General features: G+C 62.3%; 18 protein-coding genes. 5 read left to right on the top strand and 13 right to left on the bottom strand.

From position 1 onward, the window contains the following. Positions 1–388: 388 nt before the first annotated feature. Together HFO71_RS25455 and HFO71_RS25460 are read right to left on the bottom strand one after the other, a co-directional pair. Positions 389–1,111, bottom strand: a complete 723-nt coding sequence (locus HFO71_RS25455) for a ribonuclease activity regulator RraA (protein WP_131663455.1) — start codon at positions 1,109–1,111, stop codon at positions 389–391. 70 nt (positions 1,112–1,181) lie between these two features. After that, positions 1,182–1,967 (bottom strand): IclR family transcriptional regulator, encoded by a 786-nt coding sequence (locus HFO71_RS25460; protein ID WP_026158174.1) that lies wholly within the window; start codon positions 1,965–1,967, stop codon positions 1,182–1,184. A 214-nt stretch (positions 1,968–2,181) separates the two neighbouring features. Between HFO71_RS25460 and HFO71_RS25465 the strand changes: the two genes are divergently transcribed. Genes HFO71_RS25465 through HFO71_RS25485 form a run of 5 tightly spaced genes read left to right on the top strand, consistent with a single transcriptional unit; the run spans position 2,182 to position 7,561 of the window. Next, positions 2,182–3,702 (top strand): ABC transporter substrate-binding protein, encoded by a 1,521-nt coding sequence (locus tag HFO71_RS25465; RefSeq protein ID WP_168255593.1) that lies wholly within the window; start codon positions 2,182–2,184, stop codon positions 3,700–3,702. Between the two features lie 40 nt (positions 3,703–3,742). Beyond that, entirely contained in the window at positions 3,743–4,663 is a 921-nt protein-coding gene (locus tag HFO71_RS25470) for an ABC transporter permease (protein ID WP_168341213.1), read from the top strand. Continuing rightward, on the top strand, positions 4,660–5,577 hold the full coding sequence (locus tag HFO71_RS25475; RefSeq protein ID WP_168341212.1) for an ABC transporter permease: 918 nt from the start codon (positions 4,660–4,662) through the stop codon (positions 5,575–5,577). Before HFO71_RS25470 ends, HFO71_RS25475 begins: the two co-directional genes overlap by 4 nt. After that, positions 5,577–6,548 (top strand): ABC transporter ATP-binding protein, encoded by a 972-nt coding sequence (locus HFO71_RS25480; protein WP_221976211.1) that lies wholly within the window; start codon positions 5,577–5,579, stop codon positions 6,546–6,548. Before HFO71_RS25475 ends, HFO71_RS25480 begins: the two co-directional genes overlap by 1 nt. Next, positions 6,545–7,561 (top strand): ABC transporter ATP-binding protein, encoded by a 1,017-nt coding sequence (locus HFO71_RS25485; RefSeq protein ID WP_131641108.1) that lies wholly within the window; start codon positions 6,545–6,547, stop codon positions 7,559–7,561. The genes HFO71_RS25480 and HFO71_RS25485 overlap by 4 nt, the downstream gene beginning before the upstream one ends. Positions 7,562–7,741: 180 nt before the next feature. Here the strand turns inward: HFO71_RS25485 and HFO71_RS25490 are convergent, their stop codons facing one another. From HFO71_RS25490 to HFO71_RS25540, 11 genes are all read right to left on the bottom strand, one after another. Then, the gene (locus tag HFO71_RS25490; RefSeq protein ID WP_221976212.1) at positions 7,742–8,710 is read right to left on the bottom strand and encodes a cyclase family protein; all 969 of its coding nucleotides are present in this window, start codon (positions 8,708–8,710) and stop codon (positions 7,742–7,744) included. A gap of 42 nt (positions 8,711–8,752) precedes the next feature. After that, positions 8,753–10,126, bottom strand: coding sequence for an amidase (locus tag HFO71_RS25495; RefSeq protein WP_221988563.1), 1,374 nt, complete (start codon positions 10,124–10,126; stop codon positions 8,753–8,755). A 19-nt stretch (positions 10,127–10,145) separates the two neighbouring features. After that, positions 10,146–11,360, bottom strand: a complete 1,215-nt coding sequence (locus HFO71_RS25500) for an ABC transporter substrate-binding protein (RefSeq protein WP_221988565.1) — start codon at positions 11,358–11,360, stop codon at positions 10,146–10,148. After that, entirely contained in the window at positions 11,357–12,406 is a 1,050-nt protein-coding gene (locus HFO71_RS25505; protein ID WP_221976215.1) for a CobW family GTP-binding protein, read from the bottom strand. Before HFO71_RS25505 ends, HFO71_RS25500 begins: the two co-directional genes overlap by 4 nt. Continuing rightward, entirely contained in the window at positions 12,399–12,731 is a 333-nt protein-coding gene (locus tag HFO71_RS25510; protein ID WP_131663446.1) for a hypothetical protein, read from the bottom strand. Before HFO71_RS25510 ends, HFO71_RS25505 begins: the two co-directional genes overlap by 8 nt. 12 nt (positions 12,732–12,743) lie before the next feature. Then, complete coding sequence (locus tag HFO71_RS25515) at positions 12,744–13,625, bottom strand: polysaccharide deacetylase family protein (RefSeq protein ID WP_131641102.1); 882 nt, start codon at positions 13,623–13,625, stop codon at positions 12,744–12,746. A 53-nt stretch (positions 13,626–13,678) separates the two neighbouring features. Further along, the gene (locus HFO71_RS25520) at positions 13,679–14,788 is read right to left on the bottom strand and encodes an ABC transporter ATP-binding protein (RefSeq protein WP_131641101.1); all 1,110 of its coding nucleotides are present in this window, start codon (positions 14,786–14,788) and stop codon (positions 13,679–13,681) included. 105 nt (positions 14,789–14,893) lie between these two features. Next, positions 14,894–16,129: an ABC transporter substrate-binding protein gene (locus tag HFO71_RS25525; RefSeq protein ID WP_029875722.1), complete on the bottom strand. Its 1,236-nt coding sequence runs from the start codon at positions 16,127–16,129 to the stop codon at positions 14,894–14,896. A gap of 103 nt (positions 16,130–16,232) precedes the next feature. Continuing rightward, positions 16,233–17,006 (bottom strand): SDR family NAD(P)-dependent oxidoreductase, encoded by a 774-nt coding sequence (locus HFO71_RS25530; RefSeq protein ID WP_131663444.1) that lies wholly within the window; start codon positions 17,004–17,006, stop codon positions 16,233–16,235. Positions 17,007–17,019: 13 nt separating this feature from the next. Then, positions 17,020–17,757: an SDR family NAD(P)-dependent oxidoreductase gene (locus tag HFO71_RS25535; protein ID WP_131641098.1), complete on the bottom strand. Its 738-nt coding sequence runs from the start codon at positions 17,755–17,757 to the stop codon at positions 17,020–17,022. Further along, positions 17,757–18,602, bottom strand: a complete 846-nt coding sequence (locus HFO71_RS25540; protein ID WP_131641097.1) for an ABC transporter permease — start codon at positions 18,600–18,602, stop codon at positions 17,757–17,759. The genes HFO71_RS25535 and HFO71_RS25540 overlap by 1 nt, the downstream gene beginning before the upstream one ends.

Below are 18,602 nucleotides of genomic sequence, written 5' to 3' on the forward strand. Positions count from 1 at the left end.
CGAGGAGGATCGACTGCTGATGGCACTTTATCCACGGCGCGACCTCACAAGCAAATAGGAGCGGCTGCGAGTTCGAACTCAATCAATCTCGATCCTATTTGCCGATCAACCGGTGTCAGTCGGCGCATGGACCAATCAACCCTGCTGACGACTCCCCCTGAGATGAGCAACGGATGCGAAAAAACGGTTCCGTCTGTCCGACTCACCTTCGACACTGCAAGTGTGAAGTCGCGTGCGTGGAGCGTCAAGCAGCTACCCCAGTGGATAGCGCTCGTCCCCTAATATTCCCGTGGCGGCTTTGCAATGTCGGCAGCATCGGCGCGTTTCAAAGAACGAACGCAATCTGCGAGCAGACGGCAGCCTTAGACAATACTTTGAAGCAATGGTGTCATGCCGTCATATGACGCGCTTGACGCCAGGCCTCATAACGTTCGAGGGTCTCTCTGTTGGGCGGGTATACTCCCAAGGTCGATTTGCCTGACTCGATTTCCAGCTTGAGAAACTCTTCCTGCTCCTCCATCGCAACAGCTTCTTCGGCAATGTCATCGACATATTCCCGCGGAATAACGATCACCGCTTCGCTGTCGCCAAAGATGATGTCATCGGGATAAACGGCGACGCCGCCGCAGGCGATTGGCTGGTTCATATCTGACGCATGGTGGGCAACCAGGTTCGCCGGCGCTGCCGGTCCCATGCAGTAGGTCGGGAGCCCCAGCTGCGCGATATCGGCCGTATCGCGGACGCCGCCGTCGAGCACGAGGCCGGCGGCGCCACGATAGACAAGACGACGGGCAAGCATGGCGCCAATGCCGGCGACTTCCGCCAATGAACGGCAATCGAAGACGAGAACATGGCCGTCGGGGATCGTATCGATGGCCTTGCGCTGTTGATTGGATGGATCCGAACTGTAAGTCGAACCGTCGATATCCTCCCGGGCGGGAATGTAACGTACGGTGACGGCAGGGCCGATCATCGGCTTGCCGGCGCTGGCCAGCGGCCGCACGCCGCGAACCGCGGTGTTCTTCAGGCCACGCTTCAGCAACAGAGTGCTGAGACTTGCAGAATTCGTCCGCAAAAGCTTTGCGTAAACTGATGGGTCCAAAGCCGTCATGAGATCCTCCATTGTCCGGTGGAAGCTCTACCACAACAAGAAGATAGTTCAATAAAGAATTTTATGTTTCTTATTTGGATAAAGGTTGCTTGCCGTTAATCGCCTTTGTCAAGATGGCGGCACCCTCCACAACCTCGCGCTTGATTGCCCGTGCCCTGTCCGGCGTCGCTTCACCGATAAACGGGACGCTGATCGTCGCGACGAGTCGACCGTCGGAATCAAAAACGGGCGCGGCAAAGGCCCGGAGACCGAGGTTGGATTCCTGATTGTCCTCGGCGCATCCATTGCGCCGAATTTCAACGAGTGCTTCCTTCAGCGCCTCCGGATCGGTAATCGTATATGGCGTCTTCGACTCCAGTCCGCCGCTGCAATAGGCCTCTATGTCACCGTAGTCCGAATAGGCAAGAGCGAGCTTGCCGGCGGCGCCGACATGTTTGCGCGAGCGGCTGCCGACCTTGATGAAAAGCGAATAATCGCCGGGACTGGAGGCTGCAAATATCGTCATCATCTCGTTGCCTTCGGGGGCGGCCAGCCTGAAGGATTCGAAAATGCGGTCAGCCGCAGCCGTCAGGATCGGCCTTGCCGCCTCGATCACCGTTGCCCTGTCGGCGCCGGGCGAGATGCGCCGCGCAAGCTCGACGAATTTTGGCCCCAACTCGTAGGACGCTCCACCATTCACCCGCGCGACAAGCCCATGCGCGGCCAATGAATTGAGGATCCGATAGACGGTCGAACGCGGAACTCCCAGCTGATCAACCAGCGCGGCCAAGGAAATTCCCGTCTTCGCATCGGCAACGGCCTCAAGCAGGTGGGCGGTCTTTTCGACGACGGGTGATCCATGTTTCGGTTCAATCATGAACTACAAATTCCATATGAGAATTATAATATTGACTTCGCAGGACTGAGCGAGCATGCTCAGTCTTGTGAGTGTCACATTTGACACTACGCGCTTGGCGGAGGAAGTAAAGCCATTTGGATACCCGCTGCGGCGGTGCGCAACCGGATGGGTTTCACAAGACGGCACTGCGATGGACGGGATGCCGCTCGTTTGGATCTGGAGGAGGGATTTCATGAAGAAGATGAAGGGAATTGGCGCGCTGAGCATCGGACTGGCATTTTTGCTGGCTCCGGGCACCGCAATTCGCGCCGACGCTGCCTCGGATAAGCTGACGGTGGTGGTGACCGACGAACCGAAGTCGCTCGATCCTTGTGACACCGACCTTTCGGGCAATTCTCGCATTCTGCACAACAACATCACGGAAGCGCTCGTCAATCTGAGCCCGGCCGACGGATCGGTCGTCCCGAGCCTTGCCACCAGCTGGCGGCAAGTGGACGAGCTGACCTGGGAATTCAAGCTCCGCGGCGACGTCACCTTCCACGACGGCAAGGCGTTCGATGCCAATGCAGTCGTTGCCGCTCTCAAGCGGGCGCAGGATCCGGCACTGGCCTGCGAAGTCGGTCTTGCGACGTTGAAGGGCGTCAAGTTCAATGCAGAAGCGGTGGACCCGACGACCCTCCTCATCAAAACTGATATCGTCGAGCCGATCCTGCCGAACAAGATGTCCGCCGTGGACATCGGTTCGCCGGCGACCGCGAACGACGGCAAGTCGCGCTCCCCGGCCGGAACCGGACCTTACAAGCTTGCAGCGTGGACGCCAGGGCAATCAGTCGACCTCGTGGCCTATGACGGCTATTGGGGCGACAAGCCGGCGATCAAGAACGCGACCATCATCTGGCGGGCCGAATCCGCTGTTCGCGCGGCGATGGTCGCCACCGGGGAGGCGCAGATCGCATATGAAATAGCGCCCCAGGACGGCACCACAGAACAGGATCATGCCTTCCCGAACGCCGAAACCTCGCTGCTGAGGATCGACGCAGAAATTCCGCCGCTCAACGACAAACGCGTGCGTGAAGCCCTTAATCTTGCGATCGACCGGGACGGCCTTGTCGGCACCATCTTCCACCAGGATGCCCAAAAGGCGATGCAGGCGGTGCCGCCGTCCGTCTTCGGCTTCAATCCCGACATCCCCATCTGGACGTATGATCCCGAAAAAGCGAAATCCCTGCTCGCCGCGGCCAAAGCCGATGGCGTGCCGGTCGACAAGGAAATCGTCATCTACGGCCGCATCGGCATCTATCCCAATTCGTCCGAAAGCCTGGAAGCCATTCAGGCGATGCTCGCGGATGCCGGCTTCAATGCCCGGCTCGAAATGCTTGAAACGAGTCCGTGGCTGAAGAAGCTGCTGAAACCTTGGGACAAGGAACGTCAGCCGTCGATCCTGCAGACGCAGATCGACAACACCGAAGGCGACGCCGTATTCACGCTGCCGAACCGTTTTACCACCGACGGCAACCAGTCGACCATCGCCGATACCAGGCTCGACACATTGATTGGCGACGCGTCGAAGGCAACCGGCGACCAACGCAAAAAACTGTTCGAGGAGGCGTTCAGCTACATCGCCGTCGATGCGGTCAATATCGTCCCGCTGTTCCACATGGTCACGATTGCCCGCGTCGCCGAGAACGTCACCTATACGCCCGATGTGCAGGCCGGCAACGAGATCAAGCTTAAATCGATCAGCTACCGCTGACGGCGCAGACTGGTTGCCGAACGTCCCTTGAGGAGAGCGGATGTCCTTCACCTACTTCCTGAAACGTGCGGCCTTTGCGGCACTCGCACTTGCCGCACTGATGACATCTGCCTTCTTCCTGGTGCGGTTGACGGGCGATCCCGTCAATCTCTACCTGCCGGTCGATGCCTCGGATGCGGCCCGCGAAGCCATGCGTGTCCGTCTCGGTCTCGATCGCTCCCTCCCGTGGCAATTCCTCGACTGGGCCGGGGACATGCTGAGCCTCGATTTCGGCACGTCGATTTGGCACAACCGCCCGGCCATGGACGTTGTCCTGGAGGCGTTGCCGAATACTCTGGCGCTCGGTGCCATCGCCTTGACCCTGGCCTTCATCGCTGCCGTCATCATTGGATCGATTGCCGCTGTGAACGCCGGCGGCTGGATCGACCGGGCTATCAACGTGCTGTCGCAGGCAGCGGCCAGCGTGCCGGATTTCTGGCTCGGGCTGATGGGCGTCCTGCTGTTTGCCGTCACCTTGCGCATTCTGCCGACATCGGGTTTCGGCGGTCCGATCTATTGGATCCTGCCGGTTGCCTGTCTTTTTGCCAGACCGTTCGGGACGTTGGTACAGATCGTCCGCGGCTCGATGATCGAAGCACTGAACGCTACATTTGTTCGGACTGCGCGGGCCAAGGGCGCGCGTGGCGGCCGGGTTACCTTTGTGCATGCGCTGCGCAATGCCCTGCTGCCCGCGGTGACCGTCACCGGTGACCTCGCCGCCCAGTTCGCCGGTGGCGGTGGCGTCGTCGAGGTTGTTTTCGGGTTTCCCGGCATCGGCAAGCTGCTGATCGACGGCATCCTGAAGCGCGACTTCGCGATCGTCCAGGCATCGATCTTCGCAGTCGCCGTCGTCATTTTCTTCATCAATATCCTGGTCGACATGCTCTATGCGTCGATCGATCCGCGTGTGAGGGTCGAATGACCAGCACGTCCGCCGACTTCCTCCCGGCCCGCGAGCGCCGCAGCCGCCGCATCTTGTGGTTCATGCGCGCGCTCGCAGGCGACCCGATGGCGGTCGCCGCGACAATCTGGCTGCTGATCGTCGTCCTTGCCATCCTTGCGGATGCATCGTCGCTGCTCGGCGAAAACCGCATTTCGCTGAAGGCGCGCAACCTGCCGCCCTTCGACTTCGGCCAGTTCTGGACGTTGTGGCTAGGCGCCGACGCCCTCGGGCGCCCACTCCTCGTTCGCCTCATCCAGGCGGCATCGACGACGATCGGCATAGCGCTTGTGACTGTTCTGACGAGCCTGATCGGCGGAACGCTGCTCGGCGTGATCGCCGGCTACTTCGGTGGCATCATCGGCAACCTGGTCATGCGGATCTGCGACATCATCCTGGGTTTCCCGACGCTGCTGGTGGCGCTCTTCGGGCTCTACCTGTTCGGCCCGAGCGTCGGCAACCTCATCATCGTGCTCGCCGTTACCCGCATGCCTGCCTATATCCGCGTCGCAAGAGCCGAAACTCTGGAAGTCCGGGAGAGGCTTTTCGTTGATGCAGCGCGCGTCTTCGGCGGCGGGCCTGTCTGGATATTGCGCAAACACATTCTCCCGAGCGTCGCTCCCACGATGCTGACGCTCGCCTCGGTCAATCTCGCCATGGTCATGCTGTTCGAATCCGGGCTGAGCTATCTCGGTCTCGGCATCCAGCCGCCTGCAGTGAGCTGGGGTCTGATGGTGGCGCAGGGCCAGGGATATCTCTCATCCGCCTGGTGGCTGGGCTTTTTCCCCGGCCTGGCTGTGATGCTCACAACCATGTCCTTCAATCTCCTCGCCAACTGGTTCCGGATCGTCAATGACCCGTCGCAGCACTGGCGTCTTGTCAGCCGGAGGCGCTGATGGCTCTTCTCGAAGTCGAGGACTTGCAGGTCAGTTTCGATACGGCCGCGGGCCGCATCCTGGCGCTTAACGGCGTCTCCTTCTCGCTCGAGCGTGGAGAGGTCCTGGCGCTTCTCGGCGAAAGCGGCTCCGGCAAGTCGGTGACCGCATCGGCCATCATGGATCTCGTTCCCAACCCGCCGGGCGAAATCAATAGAGGATCGATCCGGTTCGACGGTGTCGAGCTGTTGCAGCTCTCGCGAAACGAGCGGCGCGATCTCTGCGGCGATCGGATCGCCCTGATCTTTCAGGATGCGCTCGCAGCGCTCAACCCGGTCTATTCCGTGGGTTGGCAGATCGCTGAAATGTTCCGCATTCACGGCCGTACTCCGGAAGGCGGTGTCGAAAAAGCCGTGATCGACCTTCTGACGGCCATCGGCATTCCTGACCCTGAAAGCCGTGCCAAGCAATATCCTCATGAGTTTTCGGGCGGTATGCGCCAACGCATCATGATTGCCATGGCCGTGGCGTTGGAACCGGATGTCATCATTGCAGACGAGCCGACGACAGCGCTCGACGTCACGATCCAGGCGCAGGTGGTCGATCTTCTGGGGACGATCCGCAAGCGCAGCGATGCCGGCATGATCTTCATCACCCATGATCTCGGCGTCGTCGCCGAACTCGCCGATCGGGTCGCCGTCATGTATGCCGGCCGCGTCGTCGAGACCGCAAGCGTCTTCGAACTGTTCGAAGATGCCCGCCATCCCTACAGCGTCGGATTGCTTGCCTCGCAGCCGCGCATGGACACGGATGAAGACGAATTGGTGCCGATCCCCGGCTCCGCCCCCAATCCTGTCGCCCTGCCCTCCGGCTGCGCCTTCAGAACCCGCTGTCCACGCGCCGAAGGGCTCTGTGCCGAGGTCGTCCCCCATCTCGAAATCGTAGGGCCGGGCCGCCAGGCCGCCTGCCACTTCCCGGTATCACCAGTATGATCGAACCTCTGCTCAAGGTCCAAAACCTTTCCCGACACTTCGGCAGCGCCTCGGCGCCGGTGCGTGCCGTCGACGATGTCAGCTTCGAGATTGCCAAGGGAGAGACGCTCGGCCTCGTCGGCGAAAGCGGTTGCGGCAAAACCTCGTTGGTTCGGACGCTCTTGAAGCTTGGGCCGGCGACAAGCGGCAGCGCTTTGCTTGACGGCGTGGACATTACGACAGCCAGCGGCCGGCCGCTGCATGAACTGCGCCGCAAGATGCAGGTCGTCTTCCAGGATCCCTACCAGTCGCTCAATCCCCGCATGCGGGTCGACCGACTGATTTCGGAACCCTGGGCATTGCACCCGGGGGTCGTGCCTAGGAGCAACTGGCGTGAAGAGACGGTCAAGCTGCTCGAATCCGTAGGGATGCGCGCCGAGCATGCGGACCGTTATCCCTCGGAATTTTCAGGCGGCCAGCGGCAACGCCTTGGAATTGCCCGCGCTCTCGCCCTCAATCCGACACTTCTTGTCTGCGACGAGCCTGTCTCGGCCCTTGACGTCTCGGTCCAGGCGCAAGTGATCAATCTGCTCGCCGGACTGAGGCGCGAGCGCAATCTGGCGATGCTGTTCGTCGCGCATGATCTCGCCGTCGTGCGGCATGTCTCGGACCGTGTCATGGTCATGTATCTCGGCAAGATCATCGAAACGGGGCCGAAGCAATCGATCTTCAGCGCGGCGGCCCATCCCTATACGCAGGCCCTGATGTCGGCGGTCCCGACACCGGATCCGAGGCGTCGCGCGCAGCACAAGCGCATCGTCCTGCAGGGAGATCTGCCGAGCCCCGCAAATCCGCCCAGCGGATGCCGTTTTCGAACGCGTTGCTGGAAAGCAACGTCGATCTGCGCAGAACAGGAGCCTGTCCTGACCGCGCGAACGGCGGCCTCTGGTCTTCTGACTGCCTGTCATCACGCCGATCCAGAAATCGCCGAGACGGCGCGTGAATCGGACGCCGCACGAGTTCCCTCGCTTTGATGGGACCTGAACCAACGGCGATTCATGAACTCAGGTCTTCAAAAGCCAACCTACTGGAACGGGGCAACAGGCGCATTCCAGATCATTCGAGATCGTCCGGGCCAGACGACGTCAGAGATCCTGTTTTCCCGCGACTGTGCGCGATCGGTCGGCTTGAGTGGCATCTCTCGCGGCTCGCGATCAACGCAGCGGCATCGCGATTGGCCGCATCGGTGTTCCCGTAGCGCCGCGCAACTTGATGCAAGCTCCGAAAAACGCGAGTTCGTAGAGCTTTTCGGCGGCTAACTCTTCAAGATGGGCCATCTCAAGTATGGGCACGCCTGCTTCTGCCAACAGGTAGGTATGGACGGGGAAGAAATTAAGTTCATGCGCCGATGGCGTCTGCTCCAGCGTCAGATTGTCGGCGCCGATCATGATCGCTCCGTGCTTGGCGATATATTCCGCGCCCTCGCGGTTGAGGCCGGGCGTATTCCTGGTGAAAGCCATATCCGGCCAAAGCAGCATCTGGCCGGTGCGCAGCAGCACCACGTCGCCGGGCAGGATCTTCAGCCCCTGCTTCTTCAGGCAGCCCTCTATGTCGGCCTTGCCGATCGGGTGGCTCGGCGGCAGCGTGTCGACGCCGTGCATCGCCGCGATATCGAGGAGAATGCCGCGTGCAAAGATCGGCGGATATTTTTCCGGGCCGCAAATATCCCAGGCTCGGCTGCCGAGGTGATCCCGTGCCGTAAAGCCATTAAAGATTTCGCCATTGTAGCCGAAGTGATTGAACGTATCGATATGCGTGCCGCAATGGGTGTACATCGAGATACTGTCGCCGGAATAGGCGACGAGCTCGTTCTGTTGGCGCGTGACGCCCATGGTGTTGGCGACGATCTCGCCCTGCGGCGTGTGTGTCATCCAGATCTGATAGGGCTGGTCGCCGGCGCCGAACCAGCCGGGCATGCCGACGAAATGGTCGACCGAAAGGTCAAAGACTTTCGAGGCATCGGTGCGGCCGATGATGGCCGAACGCGAATTGGCGTCGATCAGGTTCAGCATGCCGATCTCGTCGTCGCTGCCATAGGGGCTCTTCGTCACCTTATGGAATTCGGCATTGTAAGCGATAATCTTGCTTTTGGTCGCTTCGTCGACATAACACGCCATGCACATTGCAACTCTCCTTGTTCATGTTCGCAGCCGGAGCGACTGCCTTCAAAGTGTCTCGCCGCGAATGATCGGTTCGGCGATGAGCGCCGCCGACAGCAGCCGCTCATCGGCGTGCGCCAGGCCCGACAGCAGGAAGCCGACAGGCATGCCGGCGTCGCCTGCCCCGCAAGGGATCGACACCCCGCACCAGTCGAGGAAATTGCCGAGCAGCGTGTTGCGCAGTGTCTTGCCGTTGGTGGCGACGAAAAGCTGGTCATCGGTCTTCAGCGGCTCGAGCAGCGGTGCCACATGCGCGACGGTCGGGAAGGCGATCAGCCGGCCACCGACCAGCCGGTCCACCGCCTCGATCAGCCGCGTGCGGGCAGAGAGAATGTCGAGGTAGTGCGAAAGGGTGATCTCCTCACCGAAGCGGGTGCGCGAGACCACACGCGGGTCGATCAGTCCGGCGTCCGGCCCGGTGATCCGCGTTCTATGCAGCCAGTAGGCCTCCGCCGTCACCAGGGCTCCGTGGCTTGCCATCAGCTGCAGAATTTCCGCGAAGGCAGGGATTTCCAGCCGCGTGAACATGACCCCGGCGGCGGACAAACGCTCAACCGCCGCTTCGAAGGCGGCAACGACACCCGGCTCGGCATCATCGAAGACGACGTTGGTCGGAATGACGACCTCCAGCCCGCCAAGTGCGTTGCGACCGACCGCCGGTGCCGCGCCTCCACGCATTGCGGCGTCGATCCAGACGGTACCCTGTACCGAGCGGCAGAGCGGCCCGAGCGAATCGAGGCTGCCGGCAAGCGGAAATACGCCCGCCATCGGATAGCGCCCACGCGTCGCCTTGTAGCCGACGATACCGTTTAGCGCCGCCGGAATGCGCACCGAGCCACCTGTGTCTGAGCCGATCGAGATTGGCACGAGACCTGATGCCACGGCCACGCCCGAACCGGAGGACGAGCCGCCCGGGATGCGGGCGACATCGGTGCTGCGGGGGTTTTTCGGCGTGCCGAAATGCGGATTGATGCCAAGGCCGGAAAAGGCGAACTCGCTCATGTTGACCCGGCCCGTCGCCACCATGCCCGCCGAAGCCAGCGCGGAGACGACCGCGGCATCGCCTGTGGCCGGTGCCTGATCACGTAGAAGCAGCCTGGACCCCGCCGCCGTGACGCTGCCGGCGACGTCGAAAAGATCCTTCCAGGCAACGGGAATACCTTCGAGCCGGCCAAGAGAACGGCCATCCTTCAGCCGCTTGGATGAAGCATGCGCCTCGGCCATCGCCCGCTCACGCGTCAGCGAGATGAAGACAGTCTTGTCGTCATGGCTTTCTATCGCGTCCAAGACCTGTTCCGCCACAGCGACGGGATCGACGCTGCCACCCTGGATGAGGGCAGACAGCTGAGCGATCGAGAGAGCGCCGTAAGAGAGTGTCATTCTGTCTTTTCCACTTTGCTCAAGCCGCCACGAACTGCACCCAGCGGCGCACTAGGTAATTGTGTTCATCCATGGTCGTGTTCCAGACGGCGATCGAGTTGGCGCGCTGCCAGTAGGAGCCGCCGCTGCGCACAGCACCCGCCTTGATGCGGAGGAGCCCGTCAGGCCCGGGCAAGTCGGTCGCAGCCGGCAGGCCTTCATACCAATAGTCCCATTCGGCCGGCGTCATGTGCGGCCGCGAGCGTTCCGGCGTCGACATGTAATAGCCCTGGCGGGCCACGACCGCGCCGGGCCAGCCCGAGATCCACCAGTTGAGATAGTCGTAGGCCGCATCGAGCATGCGGCCGGAAAGCCGCTTCGAAAGGCAGAGCCCGCCATGCCAGGCGCGGTAGCCCTCGGCGGGATTGGCGAGTTCGACGGGGAAGCCACGTAGGTTCAGTTTGCTGATGCCGAGAGACCACATCGACTGGATCTGCGTGTCGCTCTTCGTCATCAGGTTCGCCGCGTCCTCGGCCGAACGCCAGAAGCCGCGGAAGAAGCCGGCCTTCTTGCGCTCTTCGAGAATATCCAGCAGCCGATCGATCTCCTCGATGCTCATGTTGCCGAGGTTGTGGAAGGTCATCAGCCCGGCCGACTGCGCCGCAAGTGCTGCGTCGAAGATGCCGATCGCCGGCTCGTTGACGAGGGCAGCGCGCCCATGCCAGCGGCGGTCGAGCAGTGCCGCCCAGGAGATCATCTGGTTGGAATTTGCCGCATCCGTCCGGTAGGCGAAGCTGTCGAAATTATGCGTCGTCGGCAGCATCGAGATGCGTCGCGACGGCGTTTCGGCAAGCGCCAGGTTCGGCTGCACGAATAGCTTGGTCACCGGCGCATCGCCCTGCCCTATCCGTGCATTCGGGCCGATGCGGCCCGTCTTGGTCAGATCGGTGATCTCGTCCCAGAGGGTGATCCGCCCGATGTCGATCGGCTGCACGGCGCGCCAATACCAGACGATATCGAGGTTGTGGAAGCATTGGTCGTAGATGTCATAGGTCATCGGCTCCAGCGCCGCCTTGTGCTGGGCGGTCATGAAGTCCTGGTTGTCGAATTCGATGTCCATGCCGAGATCACGCTCGGCGCCGAGCCGGAGTTCCTCCAGCAGCGAAATCGCCGTGCCGAGGATGCGCAGTTTGATCCGGCCCTCTGTATGGAGCGCGGGCGTCGGAAAGCTCTTCGGCGTCGGCATTTTTCTCATGGCTGCAGTTCCTCGACCCGCCGCGGCGCAACCTGTGCCGCACCGAGCCCGTTGAAGGCGTTGAACGATCGCTCGATCGCCGCGGGCGCGATGCCGTCGACGATGAAGACGATGCGGGAGCGCTGGTCCTCGCCTGGCCAGGATCGCATATGAACGGGCGTGTGGACCAGATGCTGCACCCCGTGGATCGCCACGGGAAAGTCTTCGCCCTCGATGTTGAGAATGCCCTTGACCCGAAGGATACGGTCGCCGTGCCGGTTGAGCAGCATGGTCAGCCAGATGCCGAAGGCCGTCCAGTCGACCCTGCCTTCGCTCACCAGCACGAAGGACTGGATGCCGGCGGAATGTTCGCCGGCAAGGACCGGCCCCGGGTCGTCGCAATAGAAGCCGCCCGGCGATTGCATCGCCTCGGCGCGGCCGGTTGTTGTACCCTCCAGCAGCCTGGCGACACCGAAGGCGTCGTCCGATGCCAGGACGATTGGCGCATCCGGATTGATCCGCCGGATCATCGCCGTGACGCGCGCGACCTGGCCGACCTCGGCGATATCGGTCTTGGTCAGCACCAAAAGGTCGGCCACCGCCACCTGCCGCATCGGCTCGCGATAGCCGGCAAGCTGCGTCCCCGCATTGACGGTATCGACAGTGGCAATCACGCCCGAGGGCTTGAAATGATGCCGCAGAACCGGATCGGCCTTCAACGTGGAAAGAACGGGGAAAGGATCGGCAAGCCCGGTGCTCTCGATGATGATCCTGTCGAAGGGCGGGACGATGCCGCGCTCGCGCTTCGAATGCAGATCGCGGATCGCATCGGCCAGTTCGCCCCGCACCGTGCAGCAGAGGCAACCGGATTGCAGCAACACCATGTTCTCATCGATGCGCTCGAGCAGGTGATGGTCGAGGCCGACCTCGCCGAATTCGTTGATCAGCACAGCGGCGTTCGAGAGCGCCGGATCGGTCAGCAGCCGGCGCAGCAGCGTCGTCTTGCCGGATCCGAGAAAGCCGGTCAGCAACGTGACGGGCGTGAAGGCCGGAAAGGCGTTATCCATGGCCGTTCGCCTCCAACCGGTCGAGAAGCGGCTCGGCCAGCGGATCGAGCGGCCGGCCCGCAAGCCGCTCGGCCGCCGGCCACAGATGTCCGAGATCTTCGATGATCTCGGTCTTTCCGGTCCGGGTCGACAGCAGGAAGGAGGATCCCTGCCAGTCGGAGATGGAGAGACCGAAGGTCTCGAGAATGCAGTTGGCGATCGCAACACGGCGGGCGCGCTCGCGCCGGCGGTCGATCCGCTCGGCGGAGCGGGTATAGACCCCGGGCCGCGCGACCGCGTCGGCCCAGTGCTCGTTGCCACCCAAAATGCCGCAGAGCGAACACATCGGCTTTGCCTCTTACTTCTTGCGCGGGAAGCGTTTGGCGAAGTCGTCGGCGATCTCGTTCATCGTTACGAACTTGACGCCGGGATGTTTGATCATGTGGGCGTAGAGACGCTCCAGCATCATCAGAACCTGCGGCCGGCCGGCGACATCAGGGTGGATCGTGATCGGGAAGACGGCGTAATCCATTTCGCGATAGACCCAGTCGAACTGGTCACGCCACATCTGCTCGATGTCGTGCGGGTTGACGAAGCCGTGGCTGTTCGGCGCCTTCTTGATGAACATCATCGGCGGCAGGTCGTCGAGATACCAGGATGCCGGGATCTCGATCAGGTCGGTCTCGTGACCGCGCTTCAGCGGCACCATCCAGTCCGACGGCTTCTTCGAATAGTCGATCTTGGTCCAGCTGTCGCCGACGCGGACATAGTATGGGGTGAAGTCGTTGTGCATGAGCGAATGGTCGTACTTGATGCCACGCTCGAGCAGGAGTTCGTTGGTGACGTTGGAGAACTCCCACCAGGGCGCCACATAACCGGTCGGCCGCTTGCCGGAGAGCTTGGTGACGAGCTCGATGCACTTGTCGAGCACCTCCGTCTCCTGCTCGCGCGTCATGGCGATCGGATTTTCATGCGTGTAGCCATGGATGCCGATCTCGTGGCCGGCATCGGCGACGGCCTGCATCTGCTCCGGGAACGTCTCGATCGAGTGGCCGGGGATGAACCAGGTGGTCTTGATGCCGAAACGCTCGAACAGCTTCAACAGCCGTGGGCTGCCGACTTCGCCGGAAAACAGGCCGCGCGAGATATCGTCCGGCGAATCTTCGCCGCCATACGAGCCGAGCCAGCCGGCAACGGCGTCCACGTCGATGCCGAAGCTGCAGAAGATTTCTTTTGCCATTGCGGGGTCTCCTTGTGATGTTCTCGTTGGTCCGGCTTTGATCGGCCGGCTGTTCAGTGGGCGGGAATGACCGTGGCGTTTTCCGGCCTCCAGGCGAGCGCGACCGGCGCATCGACTGGAAAGGCGCCGGGCGGATACTTGTCGACATGGGCTTCGAGCGCCAGCAGGCGTCCATCCGGCAGGGCGACCGAAAGATGCGAGATATGCCCGACCACGTCGAAGCGGCGGATCCTGGCGTCGATGACATTGCCGCCGGAGGCCTCAGTGATCGCGTCGCGGCCGCCCGTGTCGAGCGCATGTACCTCGATCGCTTCCGCCGGGATCACGACGCTCACCGCATCTCCGTCCGCGACCGCGCCATTGGCATCGCCGGCGAGAACCCCGAGCGGCGTGTCGACCATGACATGCCCCTTCTCATGACCCTTGACCGCACCCTTGAAGATCGTATTCCGGCCAATAAACTGCGCGACGAAAGGCGTGTTCGGCCGCGTATAAAGCTGATGCGGCGGGCTGATCTGTTCGATCCGGCCTTGGTTCATCACGACGATCCGGTCGGAAAGCGCCAGCGCCTCGGACTGCGCGTGCGTAACGAAAACGAACGTCACGCCGAGCTCGCGTTGCAGCAGTTTCAATTCGCTCTGGATCGTCTTGCGCAGGTTGGCGTCCAGGGCGCCGAGCGGCTCGTCTAGCAGCAGGATATCAGGCTCGACCACGAGGCCGCGCGCAAGCGCGATGCGCTGTCGCTGGCCGCCGGAAAGCTTGTCGCAGCGCTTGTCGGCGACGTCCGCAAGACCGAGCTTTTCGAGAATGCGGTCGACCTTTGCATTGCGCTGGGCCTTCGGCATGCGCTTCACATCGAGCCCGTAACCGATATTGTTGCGCACCGTCATGTGCGGGAAGAGCGCATAATTCTGAAAGATCATCGAGGTCGGCCGCTGCGCCGGGCCGATATCGTTGATCCGCTCGCCCCTGACCATCAGATTGCCGGAGGAGATGCTCTCGAAGCCGGCGATCATCCGCAGCGTCGTCGTCTTGCCGCAGCCGGACGGACCGAGAAACGCGATGAACTCGCCCTTGTCGACGGTGAGGTTGAAGTCGATCACGGCCGGCGTTCCGTTATCGTAGACCTTGCCGATCTGGTAGAGTTCGAGGTCATGTATCATGTCGGTCGTTCCGGGTTGCGGGTAAAGGACAGGCGACCGGAGCCGCCTGCCAGGTGGCGCCCTCACCGCATCTCGCGTGGGATGCCCGGGCGCTGGGAGTACGCATCAAGCGCTGAGGAATTCGTCCCACTTCTGGATGAGGTGGTCGTATTCATCCGGCCACTGGTGCCAGTAAGCGACGTTTGCCGCGCGAGTTTCGAGCGAACCGCCGTCGCGGAGATCGCCTTCCTTGATGCCGCGCTCAGCCGCACCGACCCACGGCTTGCCTTCGTACCAGAAGGCATATTTCTCCGGTGCCATCTTCTCCTTGATGTTGGTGGTCGGCGAATAATAGCCCTGCTCGGAGACCGTGATGCCCGGTTCGCCCGACAGCCAATAGTCAGCATAGGCGACGACGGCTTCCTTGTTCGGCGTGCCCTTCAGCATGGTGTTGCCGATCGACCAGGCGCGATAGCCTTCCTTCGGGATAGCGTATTTGCAGGGCTTTCCTTGCGCCTTGACGGCCATAACCGCCGGCTGCCAAGCGTCGCAGACGACGATTTCGCCGGATGCCAGGAAGTTGACGAGTTCGCCGAAATCGCCCCAGAGCGCGCGGAACTGGCCTTCCTTCTTTTTCGAGATCAGGAACTTCGCGGCTTCGTCGATTTCCGCGGCGGTCGGATTGCCGGGGTTCTTGACATTGGAGAGGCCAAGCGTGTTCATCGCCATGACCGCCTGGCCGAAGGCCGTCAGCGGGTCGGTGTTGAGGCCGGACTTGCCCTTGTACTTGCTGTCGAAGATCGCCGTCCAGCTGTTGGCTTCCTCGTCGGAGAGCACCTCCGGATTGTAACCGACAGAATCGAAGTTGAAGACCGAAGGTACCATCCAGAGCGCCGTCTGCGTCTCGTCCGTCCAGATCTGACCGACGATCTGCGCCTTGGGGTCGAACTTCGGATCAGGCTTGGTGAAGATCTCGCGGATATTCGACCAGCTCTTCAGGCCCGAGGTCTCGATCGGGTCGGCATTGTCGGTCATGACAACGGAGGGAAGGCGCTCGCCGATCGTTTCCCAGACGTCATAGTCCTTCGAACCGGAGAGGATCCGGGTCTGCGCGTCCGGGAAGGTCGCCGCGGTGCCTGATGTCGTGCCGACGCCGCTTGCCGCCTTGAAGTCAGCCAGGATGCGTTCCTGCACGGTGACCGAAAGACCGATCGTGCGCAACTGCTCGCCGGCGAGGCTGGCGGCCTGCGCATAGGCTACCCGCGAAGAAAGGAAGTGCGTGCCGCCGCCGATGGCAAGCGCCATCGCGCCTGCGGATCGCTTCAGCAGTGAACGTCGATTCATGTCCATCGAAATTGTCATTGTCGTTCTCCGGTTTTTTGTTCCCCGGGATGGCCTTCATGACCACCCATCGTTCTCGTCCAGCCTCGGCGTCAGGACGGGATCGGTCCTGACGCGCCCGCCGTCAGTATCGGCCCACGAGGAGCCCTCCATCCACGACCAGCGTCTGGCCGGTCATGTATCTTGCGCTGTTTGACGCCAGGAAGACGATCACGTCGGCAATGTCCTCCGGTTCGCCGAGCCGCCCCATCGGGATGAAGGCGCTTGCCGCTTCCGCGCCCTTCGGTCCGAGCGAGTTCTCTTCCGATAGAAGCTGTGCGGTGCGGATGTAGCCGGGCGCCATGCCGTTGACGCGGATGCCGTCGCGGGCGAGTTCGACAGCCAGGCCGCGCACGAGGCCGACGACACCGGCCTTGGCGGCGGAATAATGCACGTGCTCGTCCCAACCGTAGGCAACACCCATGATCGAGGAAAGAGCCACCACCGCGCCTGATTTGCGTACCTTCATGCCCGGTACGGCCGCACGGACCACGCGGAAGATGCCCTTGAGATCGATGTCGAAGGTCAGCTCCCACTTGTCGTCGTCGAGCACATCGAGCGGTGCCTTGTGAGCGATGCCGGCATTGGCGATAATCACGTCGAGGCGGCCGTAACGTTTCTCCACGTCGGCGACCAGGGCATCGACGGCCGACGTCGAGCGGACGTCGAGTTCGATGAATTCGGCCGCGCCGCCCGCATCCTCGATCTCCGCCACGGCGGCGCGCCCCTCGACCTTCAGGACATCCGTGACGATCACGTGGTCGCCGAGCGCAGCGAATGCCTTGGCGGTCGCCTTGCCGATGCCGATGCCGGCGCCGGTGATCAGTACGATGCGGGGTGTCGAAGAGATCGTGGTCATTCTGTTTTCCTGACTAGAGCATGACGTCGCCGGAGTTCGGGCCAAGCGTCTGGCCGACGAACAGGCTGGCGGCGGGCGATGCGAGAAACGAAACGGTGGCGGCAACCTCTTCCGGCTCGCCGAAACGGCCGAGCGGCAGCTCGGCAGCCTTGCGGACGCGCCATTCCTGCGAGAGTTCGCGCACCAGTGGCGTGTTGATCGGCCCCGGGGCGACGGCATTGACGCGCACGCCGCGGTTCGAGACCTCGCGGGCGAGCGATTTCGTCATGCCGATGATCGCCGCCTTGGCTCCGGCATAATGGACGAGTTCGATGCCACCGATCTGGCCGAGCTGAGAGGCGACGTTGATGATGACGCCATCGCCGACGGCGAGCATCGATGGCAAAGCCAGCTTGGTCATCAGAAAGGTACCGCGCACATGGATCGCGAACATCCGGTCGAAATCCGCGAGCTCGAGGTTCTCGAACAGTGCCTGGTGGACGATGCCGGCACAGTTGACGAGCAACCGGGGATGGCCGAAGGCCGAGACTGCGACGTCGTAGACGCGCGCCGTATCCGTCTCGGAAGAGACGTCGCCGGCAACCGCCGCGGCCGTGCCGCCGGCAACTGCGATCTCGTCGGCTACCGCCTGTGCGCGGTCGAGATGGAGATCATTAACGAGCACGGCATAGCCGTCCTGCGACAGCCGGATGGCGATGGCACGACCGATGCCGGAACCGGCGCCCGTGACGATGGCTGAAGGTATCGGCATCACGCTTCCTCCTGGATCGCTACTCGCTTGGCGCGGCGTATGGAAAGCATCATCAGGACGGCGTAGACGCCGAGCAGCGCGAAAGAGAAAATCGTCGTCAGCACCCCAAAGGCGAAGACGTTTGGATGCACCTCCACCGAGAAGGTGCCGTAAATGGCGAGCGGCAGCGTCAGGTCGCGGCCGGACGCAAACAGCGTGCGCGAGAATTCGTCGTAGGACAGCGTGAAGGCAAAGAGCATGGCCGAGAGCACGCCCGGAAAGATCAGCGGGAACGTCACCTTGCGGAAGGTACGCGCCGGCGACACGCCGAGTGACCACGACGCCTCCTCGACGCTCTGGTCGAAGCGGTTGAGGATCGCCAGCATGACGAGAAAGGCGAAGGGGTAGGTGTAGACCACGTGCAGCACGAAGGCCGTTCCCCACCAGTGCCGGTCGATGCCGAGCGCGTTGGCGACGAGCGCCATGCCGAGGCCGACCAGAACGCCGGGGACCATCATGCCGAGAACGATCAGGTAGAAGACGACGCCCGAGCCAGGGAACCGGCGACGGAAGGCCTGCGCCGAGGTGACGCCGAGCACGGTGGAGACGATCATCGTCATCACCGAGAGCGCCAGCGAGCGGACCAGGGCTTCGTTGATCGGCAGCGGCGCGATGCGCGACGGTGGCGTCAGGCCGAAGAGATGCTTGTACCAGTAGGTCGACCATTCGATGATCGGGAACTGCGGTCCGCCTTCCGGCCCTGTCTGGAAGGACAGAATGGCAAGCACCACCATCGGTGCGTAAAGAAAGATCAGGAAGAGCGCGGTGTAGACGCCGAGTGAGAGCTTGATGCCGCCGGCCTGCAT

The organism is Rhizobium laguerreae (assembly GCF_019778565.1).
GTDB lineage: Bacteria > Pseudomonadota > Alphaproteobacteria > Rhizobiales > Rhizobiaceae > Rhizobium > Rhizobium laguerreae.

What these genes read in the sequence shown, in the direction of transcription:
- HFO71_RS25455 (WP_131663455.1), bottom strand. Translation starts at nt 1,111, where the DNA reads ATGACGGCTTTGGACCCATCAGTTTACGCAAAGCTTTTGCGGACGAAT.
- HFO71_RS25460 (WP_026158174.1), bottom strand. Translation starts at nt 1,967, where the DNA reads ATGATTGAACCGAAACATGGATCACCCGTCGTCGAAAAGACCGCCCAC.
- HFO71_RS25465 (WP_168255593.1), top strand. Translation starts at nt 2,182, where the DNA reads ATGAAGAAGATGAAGGGAATTGGCGCGCTGAGCATCGGACTGGCATTT.
- HFO71_RS25470 (WP_168341213.1), top strand. Translation starts at nt 3,743, where the DNA reads ATGTCCTTCACCTACTTCCTGAAACGTGCGGCCTTTGCGGCACTCGCA.
- HFO71_RS25475 (WP_168341212.1), top strand. Translation starts at nt 4,660, where the DNA reads ATGACCAGCACGTCCGCCGACTTCCTCCCGGCCCGCGAGCGCCGCAGC.
- HFO71_RS25480 (WP_221976211.1), top strand. Translation starts at nt 5,577, where the DNA reads ATGGCTCTTCTCGAAGTCGAGGACTTGCAGGTCAGTTTCGATACGGCC.
- HFO71_RS25485 (WP_131641108.1), top strand. Translation starts at nt 6,545, where the DNA reads ATGATCGAACCTCTGCTCAAGGTCCAAAACCTTTCCCGACACTTCGGC.
- HFO71_RS25490 (WP_221976212.1), bottom strand. Translation starts at nt 8,710, where the DNA reads ATGTGCATGGCGTGTTATGTCGACGAAGCGACCAAAAGCAAGATTATC.
- HFO71_RS25495 (WP_221988563.1), bottom strand. Translation starts at nt 10,126, where the DNA reads ATGACACTCTCTTACGGCGCTCTCTCGATCGCTCAGCTGTCTGCCCTC.
- HFO71_RS25500 (WP_221988565.1), bottom strand. Translation starts at nt 11,360, where the DNA reads ATGAGAAAAATGCCGACGCCGAAGAGCTTTCCGACGCCCGCGCTCCAT.
- HFO71_RS25505 (WP_221976215.1), bottom strand. Translation starts at nt 12,406, where the DNA reads ATGGATAACGCCTTTCCGGCCTTCACGCCCGTCACGTTGCTGACCGGC.
- HFO71_RS25510 (WP_131663446.1), bottom strand. Translation starts at nt 12,731, where the DNA reads ATGTGTTCGCTCTGCGGCATTTTGGGTGGCAACGAGCACTGGGCCGAC.
- HFO71_RS25515 (WP_131641102.1), bottom strand. Translation starts at nt 13,625, where the DNA reads ATGGCAAAAGAAATCTTCTGCAGCTTCGGCATCGACGTGGACGCCGTT.
- HFO71_RS25520 (WP_131641101.1), bottom strand. Translation starts at nt 14,788, where the DNA reads ATGATACATGACCTCGAACTCTACCAGATCGGCAAGGTCTACGATAAC.
- HFO71_RS25525 (WP_029875722.1), bottom strand. Translation starts at nt 16,129, where the DNA reads ATGACAATTTCGATGGACATGAATCGACGTTCACTGCTGAAGCGATCC.
- HFO71_RS25530 (WP_131663444.1), bottom strand. Translation starts at nt 17,006, where the DNA reads ATGACCACGATCTCTTCGACACCCCGCATCGTACTGATCACCGGCGCC.
- HFO71_RS25535 (WP_131641098.1), bottom strand. Translation starts at nt 17,757, where the DNA reads ATGCCGATACCTTCAGCCATCGTCACGGGCGCCGGTTCCGGCATCGGT.
- HFO71_RS25540 (WP_131641097.1), bottom strand. Translation starts at nt 18,602, where the DNA reads ATGCAGGCCGGCGGCATCAAGCTCTCACTCGGCGTCTACACCGCGCTC.